The sequence below is a fragment of the Sediminibacterium sp. genome, from assembly GCF_019264485.1.
Lineage (GTDB): Bacteria > Bacteroidota > Bacteroidia > Chitinophagales > Chitinophagaceae > Sediminibacterium.
Map to the genome: position 1 here is coordinate 130098 of NZ_JAHVAA010000013.1, position 12051 is coordinate 142148.

General features: G+C 41.2%; 10 protein-coding genes. 2 read left to right on the top strand and 8 right to left on the bottom strand.

Going from position 1 to position 12051, the window contains the following annotated elements:
• Window positions 1-107 precede the first annotated feature (107 nt).
• Window positions 108-1433 carry an adenosylhomocysteinase gene (gene ahcY / locus KXJ59_RS11420; RefSeq protein ID WP_295204677.1) on the bottom strand — a complete coding sequence of 442 codons (1326 nt, stop codon included), beginning with the start codon at window positions 1431-1433 and terminating at the stop codon, window positions 108-110.
• A gap of 118 nt (window positions 1434-1551) precedes the next feature.
• Between ahcY and KXJ59_RS11425 the strand changes: the two genes are divergently transcribed.
• Window positions 1552-2052 carry an Lrp/AsnC family transcriptional regulator gene (locus KXJ59_RS11425; protein WP_295204679.1) on the top strand — a complete coding sequence of 167 codons (501 nt, stop codon included), beginning with the start codon at window positions 1552-1554 and terminating at the stop codon, window positions 2050-2052.
• Between the two features lie 99 nt (window positions 2053-2151).
• Here the strand turns inward: KXJ59_RS11425 and KXJ59_RS11430 are convergent, their stop codons facing one another.
• The 7 genes from KXJ59_RS11430 to KXJ59_RS11460 form a co-directional block, all read right to left on the bottom strand.
• Window positions 2152-2799 carry a methyltransferase domain-containing protein gene (locus KXJ59_RS11430; protein WP_295204682.1) on the bottom strand — a complete coding sequence of 216 codons (648 nt, stop codon included), beginning with the start codon at window positions 2797-2799 and terminating at the stop codon, window positions 2152-2154.
• A gap of 187 nt (window positions 2800-2986) precedes the next feature.
• Window positions 2987-3322 carry a hypothetical protein gene (locus tag KXJ59_RS11435; protein ID WP_295204684.1) on the bottom strand — a complete coding sequence of 112 codons (336 nt, stop codon included), beginning with the start codon at window positions 3320-3322 and terminating at the stop codon, window positions 2987-2989.
• A 154-nt stretch (window positions 3323-3476) separates the two neighbouring features.
• A complete protein-coding gene (locus KXJ59_RS11440; RefSeq protein ID WP_295204686.1) occupies window positions 3477-4070 on the bottom strand; it encodes a response regulator transcription factor in 594 nt (197 codons plus the stop codon).
• Window positions 4071-4079: 9 nt separating this feature from the next.
• The gene (locus KXJ59_RS11445) at window positions 4080-6236 is read right to left on the bottom strand and encodes a histidine kinase dimerization/phosphoacceptor domain -containing protein (RefSeq protein WP_295204688.1); all 2157 of its coding nucleotides are present in this window, start codon (window positions 6234-6236) and stop codon (window positions 4080-4082) included.
• Window positions 6237-6395: 159 nt separating this feature from the next.
• Window positions 6396-6893, bottom strand: a complete 498-nt coding sequence (locus KXJ59_RS11450) for a GNAT family N-acetyltransferase (protein ID WP_295204690.1) — start codon at window positions 6891-6893, stop codon at window positions 6396-6398.
• Window positions 6894-6939: 46 nt separating this feature from the next.
• Complete coding sequence (locus KXJ59_RS11455) at window positions 6940-9567, bottom strand: valine--tRNA ligase (protein WP_295204692.1); 2628 nt, start codon at window positions 9565-9567, stop codon at window positions 6940-6942.
• Window positions 9568-9789: 222 nt separating this feature from the next.
• Window positions 9790-10035, bottom strand: a complete 246-nt coding sequence (locus KXJ59_RS11460) for a hypothetical protein (RefSeq protein ID WP_295204694.1) — start codon at window positions 10033-10035, stop codon at window positions 9790-9792.
• 610 nt (window positions 10036-10645) lie between these two features.
• Between KXJ59_RS11460 and KXJ59_RS11465 the strand changes: the two genes are divergently transcribed.
• Complete coding sequence (locus KXJ59_RS11465) at window positions 10646-11959, top strand: exonuclease domain-containing protein (protein WP_295204696.1); 1314 nt, start codon at window positions 10646-10648, stop codon at window positions 11957-11959.
• Window positions 11960-12051 lie beyond the last annotated feature (92 nt).

The following is a 12051-nucleotide window of genomic DNA, read 5'->3' on the forward strand; positions in this document are numbered from 1 at the left end:
TTCAATAAAACCTCTTTCGGACTTTCGGACTTTCCGACTTCCGGACTTCTCTCTATAAAAAAGCCCGGTACATACATACCGGGCTCGCATAAAAATCACACAAAATATTAATAACGATAGTGGTCTGCTTTGAAAGGACCCACTTTAGAGATACCGAGGTAATCGGCTTGCTCATCAGTCAGTTCATCCAGTTCAGCACCCACTTTTGCCAGGTGTAAACGGGCTACTTTCTCATCAAGGTGTTTAGGTAACACATACACTTTGTTCTCGTAGTTCTTGAAATTGGTCCAGAGTTCAATCTGAGCCAAAGTCTGGTTAGAGAAAGAGTTACTCATTACAAATGATGGGTGACCGGTTGCACAACCCAGGTTAACCAGGCGGCCTTCAGCCAGGATGATTACATCTTTACCATCAATATTGTACAGATCAACCTGTGGTTTGATGGTGTCTTTGGTATGACCATAGTTATTGTTCAACCAGGCGATATCAATTTCAATATCAAAGTGACCGATATTACAAACGATCGCTTTGTCTTTCATCAGACGGAAATGTTTTTCAGTCAGCAGGTCGCGACAACCTGAAGCAGTTACAACGATATCGGCTTCTTTAACAGCATCAATCATTTTCTTTACTTCAAAACCATCCATTGCTGCCTGTAAAGCACAGATTGGATCAATTTCAGTAACAATTACACGACAGCCTGCACCGCGTAAAGAGAGGGCAGAACCTTTACCCACATCACCATAACCACCTACAACAGCTACTTTACCAGCCATCATTACATCAGTAGCACGACGGATCGCATCTACCAGTGATTCCTGGCAACCGTATTTATTATCGAATTTAGATTTGGTAACAGAGTCGTTTACGTTGATCGCTGGAATTGGTAAAGTACCTTTTGCCATACGCTCATACAAACGGTGAACACCAGTAGTGGTTTCTTCAGACAAACCTTTGATATGCTGAACCAGCTCAGGGTATTTGTCGAATACAATATTGGTAAGGTCGCCACCATCATCCAGGATCATGTTCAATGGACGATCGGCACCACCAAAGAATAAAGTCTGTTCAATACACCAGTCAGCTTCTTCCAGTGTCTGGCCTTTCCATGCAAAAACACCGATACCTGCAGCAGCGATAGCCGCAGCAGCCTGATCCTGTGTAGAGAAAATATTACATGAGCTCCATTTCACTTCGGCACCCAGGGCAACCAGTGTTTCAATTAACACAGCGGTCTGGATGGTCATGTGTAAACAGCCGGCAATACGCGCACCTTTCAGGGGCTGAGAAGCACCATATTCGGCACGGAGCGACATCAGACCGGGCATTTCTGCTTCGGCCAGACGAATTTCTTTACGGCCCCAGTCAGCCAGACTGATATCGGCCACTTTATACTTCAAACTGAAGTCAATGGAAGAGGTTAAATTTGACATTTTAGTGTTTTTGTGAAGTGCAAATCTATATTTACAGACGAATATTCTGAAATAATTAATTATTTTGGAATGAAATAGTATATATTTTATATTTTGTAGAATAAATAAGCTAAAAATAATGGCAAAAACACGTTCAGCAGCCGAATCCACTACCATCAGTTTACAACTGGATGAAAAGGATCTCGCCATACTTCGGGTATTACAACAAAATGCCCGTGCAACGGTAAAAGAAATAGCCGATAAAGTATTACTGAGTACCACCCCTGTACACGAACGTATTAAACGTATGGAAGAACAGGGCGTAATACGTCAGTATGCTACTTTGTTAGATCATTCCAAAGTGAAAAAGGGGCTGATGGTAATCTGTTATGTATCACTCAAACAACATAACCGGAATGCGGGAGAGCGGTTTATCAAAAGCATTCTGGAGATGCATGAAGTTATTGAGTGTTATAATATTTCCGGTGAATTTGATTTCATGCTGAAAGTAGTAGCAGAAAACATGGATGATTACTACAATTTTCATGTCAACAAACTCAGTCAGGCAGAAAACCTTGGTCATGTACAAAGCGTATTTGTAATGGGGGTGATTAAGCAGACGCATGTGTTGGTGCATTAGGAGCTGCGAGCTACTAGCTTCTAGCTGCTAGCTTTTTTTTTGATTTGCGTTAAAAGAAAAACACCTGAAACTTGTAGCTTGTAGCTTGCGGTTTGAAGCTCACAGCTTATACATCACCACTGATTTAATCATCCCAAGGAAAAACTCCTTATACAACAATCCTCCGGGGAACATTTTTTTTAATTCGTTAATGGTCATCAATCTTACTTCGTCTACCTGCCTTGCTGCAAGTAGTGGATCGTTGATGCGAGGTATATGTCCTAATGAAAATTTGCGTGTAAGTATTATTCGCGCAGTACGTGGAAGGAACTGAAAAAAAGGAAAAACCCAATGTGGTTCGATGGGGAAGTAGCGATAGGGTGTTTGTACAAAATAAGATTTACCAACCCTTCTTATTTCGTCTGCCATTTTCTCTTGCGCCTCCAGTGTAAACAAATGTTCGATAACAGAATTGGAATAAACCAGGTCAACCGACTGATCTGCAAAACCAACAAGCTGGGTAGCATCGCCTGTAATGCTGGTAAACCTTTGTGTATTTGAAACCGGTTGTGTGTGTAGATTTAATAAAGTGATATGAACCTGCGGATCATTGAACCCCATCATATTCCAGTAAGCTTCTGTTCCACCGATGTCGAGAATATGGAGCGGACGCGGAAGCTGACTGATCAGGCTTAGAAAAAATTGAAATCTTTTTCGTCTGAACTGTGTAGATAATGAGTGTTGATGGGTGTTATCTGCAATCTTCATGAATTCTGTTTATTTATCAGACACAGAAGCGGAAAGATAAATCAGTTTGTAAAACGATGCACAATAACAGGCTAAATAGTTTTATAGCAGATTTTTGTTAGCTGCGAGCTATGAGTGTTCAAGCTTTCTAAATGGAAGATGGGCTATTTTTATGACTCATGGCTCAGAGCTCATAGCTCGCAGCTTTCTAATTCCACAAAGTACCATCCAATCCCAGCACCATTCCCATCCAGAGTGCAATAATATGACCGAGTATGCCCAGCACTGTGATGAAGGTTTTATTCCAGCCTTTTTCGAAACGGTATTTGTCAAGGAAATGAAAACACAGACCGGCACCTGCAACAGCCACCGGTACTACAAGAAGGGGTCTGATCATCCAGTATTCAGGCCAGGATGGATCCGGATTCTTAACATTCAAGAGAAAAAAACTGATCAGCGCCAGTCCAATGCCTGCGCCCAATAGCATTCTTTTTAGCAATGAGCCCGGATATACGTTGCGGGTAATTTCAGGTTGACTAAACATACAATTATTTTTTGTTTTAAAAGTACTTTGAAATACAAAGTAACAGTACAATTTTCATTTCTACAAACTTTTTTTAGTTTTCAGTGAAAATTTAATGAGTAATGTCTGGTAGCACTGAAGTGTAACAAATGAAATGGGAGTGTAAAACGGGTAATCAGGATATCCAGCCCTGTTTTATCGCCAGTGCAATCAGTTCGGCACTGCTTTGTGCATCGTACTTGTTCATCAGGTTTTTGCGATGTGTATTTACCGTATGAATACTGAGAAAGAGTAGTTCAGCTATTTCACCAGAACTTTTCCCGGAAGCAACCAGTTCCAGAATTTCTAGTTCTCTTTTACCGGGCGGAACCAGTTTTACCCTTTGCGGATGTTTTATATAAAACCTTTCAAATGCCAGTTTAACTGCTACTGTTAACTGGGCTGGTACAAATGGCTTTAAGAGGTAGGCTTCAAAATCGGTGGTGGCAGCTTCATTCAATGTAACTTCATCTGCATAGGCGGTGAGATAAAGAAAGGGTACAGGTTCGAGTGCGGTAATGGCTTTAGCCGTTTCAATACCATTCAGTTTACCCTTGATATGAATATCGCAGATAATGAGATGTGGTTTGGTTTCCCTGAAAAGAGTGAGTGCAGTTGTTGACCTGTCTGCTATACCTGCAATACTGTAACCTTGAGCCTCGAGTACAGCAGCTATATTTTCTGCAACAATCAGTTCATCTTCTATAATCAGAATTCTTTTTTCAGTCATAGGATAAGACTACTGAGCGTAATTGAAAGATATATTAAACACAGATCCTTTGGTATTGGATATATCCATGGTGGCGCCCATTTGTTGAACAAAGGTACGGATCAGTTTTAAACCAAAGGAAGAGGGAGAAACGGCAGATAGGTTAATGCCTTTACCATTATCACTTACTTTCAATGAAACTGTCTGGTCAGTCATGTCTTCTGTCAACTCGATGGTTAACTCAGGTTTTTCCACTTGTTGAAAAGCATGTTTAAACGCATTGGTGATCAGTTCATTGATAATGAGAGCAAGGGGTGTGGCCAGATCCACGTCCATATTTTTTGAACTAAGCTGAATACGGGTACGAACAATGGATTGATCATACCCAAAACTATGTGCCAGCATATTGCTTAGAGAAGTAATATATTCTTCAATATTGATGGCGCGCAGGTTGTCATCGAGGTACATTTTCTGGTGTAACAGGCTCATGGCTTCCACCCTGGCTTTGCCTTCTTCAATAGCTGAACGGGCATTTACATCGGTTAGTTTAAGTGATTGTAAATTGAGTACACTTCCTATTACCTGCAGGTTGTTTTTTACACGATGGTGGAGTTCCCGCATCAATGTTTCAATACGCTCATTTTTTTGTGCTAACTGAAGGGCAACTTTCTTTTTTTCTCTGTAATTTCTATACACCACAGCCGCTACAATAACCAGTAAGCCAATCACTGCAACGGAACCCCATAACCGCAGTCTGGTATCTTTTAGCTGTAGATTTTTTAGTTGCTGCTCCCTTGCAGCCAACGCCAATGCATCTTCTCTTTTACTTATTTCATAATCGGATTGTATACGATTTATTTTTAATTCTGTTTCTGCAGTCACGGCTTCTCCGCCCATGGCCAGGTATTCATTTCTGAACCGGCGGGCATTATCCATTTCACCTGTTTCCTCATATACTTTGCTCAGCAGATAATCGGTATAACGTTTTGATCCTTTATCAATGCCCCTCGATTGTAATGAATAACTTTTCAGGAGATAATCTTCTGCTTTTTTAAATTGTTTTGTTTTCAGGTTAGCAGACGCAAGTGCATTATACACCCTGGTCATTTCCGGGGCCTGTTTTCTTTGTATATATGTTGTCAATGCCAACTCATAATAATCTATTGCACTTGGATATTCTTCTTTTGCACTGGCGATATCACCCAGGTCGATATAAGTAGCAGCAATCGCCGCCGAATCTTTTTGTGTGACGGCGATGTTCAGTCTGAGAGAACTATATAGCTTAGCTGAATCGTATTCTTTCATTCTGGTAAACGATCGGGATATATTACCCAGTACCGACATTTTAATAACAGACTGTGTAATATATTGCTGTAAGGAATAAGCTTTTTTATAATAGTAAAGACTTTCTCCGGTGTTATTAAGCGTTGTATAAATATTGCCGGCAGCCAGGTATAAACTGGCAAGTGCAATTTTATCCTGCGATTTTTCTGCCATTTTAATGGCCCTCAGAATCAGGTCGAGTGAAGTTACTTTATCGCCATTCAGCCGGGCTGATGTAGCCATAGATGCGAGTGCCCTTTGTTTACTGACTTCATCATTTATTTGTTCTGCCAGGTTGTATCCCGTTTCATAATCAGCAGAAGCGCGGTCAGCATCTTTCATCTGCATATAAATATTACCCCTCGTTAAATAAAGTCCGATCATGAGGCGACTGTCAAGATCAGCTTTTTTACCTGCATCAACCGCTTCATTGGCCACTGAGAGTGCTTTCTGATAATTCAGTAACCGCATATAATTAGGGATCATGTTCAATGACGCAGTGGCAATACCCCTGAGATAATTATTTTTTTTAGAGAGTGAATAACTCACCGAATCAAGCTCATAAGCCAGAGTGAAATTATTTTTCCTGCGATACATATTCGACAGTGCGATCATGGCATCAGCCTGTCCGTTTTCATTATTTTCCTGCCGGTAAATGGTTAAAGCTTCCTGTGTAAAAGTCATGGACTGGTCTGGCAGTTTCGGGAACTCTATCCTGGCCAATTGTAAGAGGAGGGATGCACGCTCTTCACCCTTTGCTTTTTTCAGTTGTTCATACAATGCGACAGTGTTCTCGGGTCGCTGAACCTGAGCATAGGATTTTAAGATGATGATGGATAGAAAAAGCAACAATAAATTCCTCATGCAAAACATCTTCGGTAATAGGATGTAATATAAGACAGTCTCAATATTTACGAGCAGTTGTTTAACCTGATTTTTACATATAAATAATCAATATTACATATGCTGAGGCTGCTTGTTAGAAAGTGCTACAATGAAAGGAAAATGGGAAGTATAAAATAGTTAAACAATGAGTCCCATAATATAATCATCCATGAAAAAGCCGTTTCCAATATCGAGTTTATATTCCTGTTCAATGGTAAATCCCATTTTATGGTAAAAATCTTTGGCTTTGTTTTCTTTATTTACCTGTAAGAATAAACGGGTTTGCTGTTTCGACCGGGTATAGTCAATCACTTCCTGCAATAAGGCTTTACCTGCACCGGTTTTCTGAATATCGGGAAGAATATAGAGTTTGTTAAGTTTACAGCCCTCATCAGCTTCAAGCGATACAGAGGCAAAACCAATGGGTGTATTCTGGTATTCGGCTATATAAAACTGGTGACCTTTCAGCATTTGTTCCATCAGCGCCACATCTGAATAAATCAGGTCAAGCATATAACGTATCTGCTCCTCTGATATAATTTCACCATACGCAACCGGCCAGGTTATTTCTGCTATCTGCCGAATGATGGCCCTGTCATTTTCATTGGCTATACGGATATGCACTGAAGGGTTCATGTATGGTGGTTAATTGATCGAATATGATAACGCTGGGTTGGGGATGCTATATATTTTTTAAACTCTCTTCAATGTTTTTAATTCTTGCCTCTGCATCAGCCATTTTTTTACGCTCAAGTTCCACTACTTCTGCTTTTGCATTTTGTACAAAACGTTCATTGCTGAGTTTTTTCAAAACACTGTCACGGAAATTTTTCTGGTACTCCAGGTCTTTCAGTAGCTCGGCTTTAAGTGATGTTGTATCAAGCTGTTTCTCTGTTTCAATAAAGAACTTGTCTTTTTCTACAGCCACTACTATCATATTGTTGGTGCTGGCAGATTCGAAATCTATTTTTTCTGCGTTCACCTGTTTCGAAAGTATTCCTGTGATATTTTGATAAGGGGTCTGATCAACTGTTTCAATATGAAGTTTTATCGGGTCTTTTGGTTTGATCTGGTTTTTATTTCTGGCATCACGTAATGCAGAAATTACCTGTTTTAATAATTCACCTGCCCGGAGGATATCATGATTGCTTTTTCCGGTAATGGTTTGTTGTTTTATACAAAGGTCTTCTTCCTGTTGTCTTAATAACTGGTAAATCTCTTCGGTAATAAATGGCATGAAAGGATGTAATAACTGCATCATCTCTTCAAAATAACCAATGGTTTTGTTATATACGGCTGCATCAACCGGCTGCTCAAAACCTGGCTTGGCCCATTCGAGGTACCAGCTGCAGAAATCATCCCATACCAGTGAATACAGGGTTTTCAATGCCTCGCTGAGTCTGAACTGCTGCATCAATGTTTCTACTTCCTGTTTAACCTGACTGAGACGCGATTCGAACCAGTCGGTGGCGAAGGAGGAAGGCTGTGAGCCTTGGGCTGTGAGTGATGAGCTTTCTATGCGCGATTCCCAGCTTTTGATGAGTTTGAGCGCATTCCAGAGTTTATTGTTGAAATTTCTTCCCTGTTCCAGTGCAGATTCATCAAATAAAATATCATTTCCGGCAGGTGAAGATATCATGATGCCAAAACGTACTGCATCGGCGCCATACTGATCAATCAGTGCCAGCAGATCAGGAGAGTTGCCGAGGCTTTTACTCATTTTTCTTCCCTGCTTATCCCTTACAATACCTGTGAAATAAACATGTTTGAAAGGAATCTCTTTCATATATGCTTCTCCCGCCATGATCATACGCGCTACCCAGAAGAATATAATTTCAGGAGCGGTTACCAGTGTATTGGTAGGATAATAATATTTCACTTCTGCATTTCCCGGATCAGAAAATCCCTTGAATACTTCAAAAGGCCAGAGCCAACTGGAGAACCAGGTATCAAGACAGTCATCGTCCTGACGTAGATCGGCAATAGTGAGCCCTGAGCTTTGAGCCTTGAGCTTTGAGTAGGCTTCTTCTTTTGTAGCAGCAACTGCGTATTGTCCATCTGGTGTATACCATGCTGGAATTCGATGGCCCCACCAGAGCTGGCGGCTGATGCACCAGTCTTTAATATTCTCCATCCAGTGACGGTAGAGATTTTTAAATTTAGCCGGATGGAATTGTATTTCTTCCTCCATCACGGCTTTTAAGGCTGGTGCTGCCAGTTCTTTCATGCTTACCCACCATTGCAAACTCAAACGGGGCTCAACAACAGCATCTGTTCTTTCACTAAAACCTACCTGATTGGTATAGTCTTCAATCTTTACAATATGTCCTTTGCCTTCCAGTTCAGGTACTATTTTTTTACGCACTTCAAAACGATCTTCACCAAGGTATAACTGTGCGGCTTCGCTCATGGTGCCGTCATCGTTCATGGTGTCGATTACTTCGAGGTTGTATTTCTGTCCCAACTGGTAATCATTCATATCATGTGCCGGTGTTACTTTCAGTGCACCGGTACCAAAGTCGGTAGTTACATATTCGTCGGCAATAATGGGTATACGACGCCCGATCAACGGAACAATGGCATATTTACCATGCAGGTGTTGGTAACGTTCATCATCAGGATTTACGCAAATGGCAGTGTCTCCCAAAATGGTTTCCGGACGAACAGTTGCGATAGTGATATGCTCATCGCTTTCCGCAATCTGGTACCGAACATAATAGAGTTTGCTTTTTACTTCCTTGTAAATTACTTCTTCATCACTCAAAGCCGTTTTGGCTTTTACATCCCAGTTGATCATACGTTTACCACGGTAGATCAATCCTTTTTTATGGAGGTCAACAAATACATCAATTACTGATTTGTAATAAGCATCATCCATGGTAAAAGAAGTGCGATCCCAGTCGAGGCTGCAACCCATTTTCTTTAACTGCTGTAAAATGATTCCACCATATTTTTCCTTCCATTCCCAGGCATACTGGAGAAACTCTTCACGACCGATTGACGATTTTGCAATGCCTCTCTCACGCAGCATAGCCACTACTTTGGCTTCTGTGGCAATGGAAGCATGATCGGTGCCTGGTACCCAACAGGCATTTTTGCCTTGCATACGGGCTCGACGAACAAGAATATCCTGGATGGTATTGTTCAGGCAATGACCCATGTGTAATACACCTGTAACATTGGGAGGAGGTATTACCACAGTAAACGACTCACGATGGTCGGGCTTGCTGTTGAAATAACCTTTATCCAACCAATGCTGATACCATTTGGCTTCAATATCTCCGGGTAAGTAGTTCTTGCTCAATTCCATTCCTGATCCTGTTTTTACGGGTGGCAAACTTACGAAAAACCGGGGGCAGAGAGAAGGGTAAACTAAAATGGATGAGGTGGTGCTATTACAATTGTAGTATTTAGCCACAGATTCACAGATTTCAGGCCATTAATCTGTGTGTCTGTGGCTAAAATCCTCCATCAGAAGACATAAAAAAACCACGCAGGCGTGGTTCTTGGTATATGGGTAGGGATCTGTTACTTACCAAACATGAACAGCTTCATTCCATTCCAGTAAAGAAATGGCAGCAGGAGTCTGGTAGCGGGTTTGCTTTTCTTCATTCGATTCGGCAGTTATACCTGCAGCCAAAGCCTCTTTTTTCTTGATGCTCATAGATGTGCAGCAACTGGCCAATTTCTTGCCTGTATTCTTACAAAAACTACGGATCTGATTGCCACTACAGGCGGTAAAAGCGATCAGCAGGCAGATCAGTATAATATTCTTCATGTCAGTTGTTTTCTGGTGCAAAGCTAATCCTGTATTTTATAATAACAGGTTAATCATTGTTAATTATACCTAACGTTTATTAAGACTTTAGGTTACAGTTTTTGGGCAACTTTTTTTAATAAGTCTGAACCAGGCTCAAATTATTACAGTCCCGGTGATTTTTATATCGGGACTGTAATAGTGAGTGATGAAGTAGGGACAAAGGTTTATCAAGTATGACCAGCCCAATGCCTTATTCCCATAGATTGGTTACCCTGTGGCAATAAATAACCTTAGGGTAACATGGGTTACCGCAGCATTTTAAGTGTATAATACCAGCGAAGATTATTATGACCGACCCTTCCATTCAAGATAGGAAATCACCACTACTACAATGAGGATCAGTGCTACAATAGTGGCATTACGGGCATTCTCACTCAGGTGAAAATGAGATTTTGTGTTAGACATGGCAAGCAGATTTGGTACGTAAAAAGGTTTTACGGTCTTTCAGAGGATATAAAAACATCTTTGAGAGACAACCAGGCTTACAGTCAATTCCGGGGCTAAAGGGGGATTAAAAATTCTTTGTTTGTAAGATATGTGATTATTCCCGAATTTACAAGCCTGATTTATGCAGTTTGCGATCGTTGATATAGAAACAACCGGCGGCTTCCCTGAGCAACATGGAATGACTGAAATAGCTATTGTATTACACAATGGAACCGAAGTGGAGGGGCGTTACGAAACCCTGATTAACCCTCATCAGCCCATTCCACCCTATATCGCCAATATGACGGGTATTTCGGATAAAATGGTTTCAGAAGCGCCTTCTTTCGAAGAAGTGGCACCCCATATTTTTAACCTGCTTAAGGACCGGATTTTTGTGGCGCATAATGTGAATTTCGATTATTCTTTCGTGAAGTGTCATTTGCAACAGGCAGGTTTTCAATTAAATGTATCAAAGCTCTGCACCATCCGGCTGGCCCGCAAAGTGTTCCCAGGGTTCAGGAAATATGGACTTGGACATTTATGCCGCGAATTGGATATACAGATCACCAACCGGCATCGTGCGGGTGGTGATGCTATTGCCACAGCACAAATACTGGATCTGGTTTTACAGAACAATGGCATGCGACTCATTAAAGAGTTGCTCAAAAGAGATAACCATAACCAGACCCTTCCGGCACATTTGCCGGAGCACCAGGTCAAAAACCTGCCGCAGCTTCCGGGCGTATATTATTTCCACGACCAGAAAGACAAAGTGATTTATGTGGGTAAGGCCAAAAACCTCAAGAAAAGGGTACTGAGCCATTTTACAGGTCTTGATACCAGTAAAAAGCGACAGGAGCTGTTAAGAACCGTACACCGGATTTCTCATGTGGAATGTCCCACTGAATTTATCGCTTCTCTTTTTGAAAGTGTTGAAATAAAGAGGCTATGGCCGGCTCATAACAAGAGTCAGAAAAGATTTGAGCAGGTATGGGGTATTTATATGTTTGAAGACAGTAGGGGTTACCTGCGGCTGGCCATCGATAAAAAAAGAAAATACCTGCAGCCTTTATTGTCATTTGCTCTCCTGGCTGATGCCCATCGTATGTTATGGAAAATGGTAAAAACCTTTGAGTTGAATCCTGCGCTTTGCTTCCTTGACATGACAGAACAAAAAGAATGGCCTGAAGTAGACCTGTATAATGAAAAAATAAAAGAAGCCATTCAATGGACGATTGATCAGAAAGAAACCTTTATTATCCGTGATAAAGGAGCCTGTGTGCTGGTAGAAAACGGGGTGTTTTATGGTATGGGTACCCCTGATCAAAATATTCAGATTGAAGCGCTGGATATTCTGAAAGAACACCTGACTACTTATCCTGAGAATGAAGCGATACGATCCATGATCCGTAGTTTTACAGAACGGTATCCCGCAAAAGTTATTCGAATCGCATAGGAGTTGGGTAGTCCGAAAGACCGGAAGTCGGAAAGTCCGGAAGTCCGACGATGACATCTGTAATAAATTTTTCTTTCGGTCTTCCGGACTTT

Coding starts and splice junctions, on each gene's coding strand:
- KXJ59_RS11455 (WP_295204692.1), bottom strand. CDS start 9,567: ATGGAATTGAGCAAGAACTACTTACCCGGAGATATTGAAGCCAAATGG.
- KXJ59_RS11435 (WP_295204684.1), bottom strand. CDS start 3,322: ATGTTTAGTCAACCTGAAATTACCCGCAACGTATATCCGGGCTCATTG.
- KXJ59_RS11460 (WP_295204694.1), bottom strand. CDS start 10,035: ATGAAGAATATTATACTGATCTGCCTGCTGATCGCTTTTACCGCCTGT.
- KXJ59_RS11465 (WP_295204696.1), top strand. CDS start 10,646: ATGCAGTTTGCGATCGTTGATATAGAAACAACCGGCGGCTTCCCTGAG.
- ahcY (WP_295204677.1), bottom strand. CDS start 1,433: ATGTCAAATTTAACCTCTTCCATTGACTTCAGTTTGAAGTATAAAGTG.
- KXJ59_RS11440 (WP_295204686.1), bottom strand. CDS start 4,070: ATGACTGAAAAAAGAATTCTGATTATAGAAGATGAACTGATTGTTGCA.
- KXJ59_RS11445 (WP_295204688.1), bottom strand. CDS start 6,236: ATGAGGAATTTATTGTTGCTTTTTCTATCCATCATCATCTTAAAATCC.
- KXJ59_RS11430 (WP_295204682.1), bottom strand. CDS start 2,799: ATGAAGATTGCAGATAACACCCATCAACACTCATTATCTACACAGTTC.
- KXJ59_RS11450 (WP_295204690.1), bottom strand. CDS start 6,893: ATGAACCCTTCAGTGCATATCCGTATAGCCAATGAAAATGACAGGGCC.
- KXJ59_RS11425 (WP_295204679.1), top strand. CDS start 1,552: ATGGCAAAAACACGTTCAGCAGCCGAATCCACTACCATCAGTTTACAA.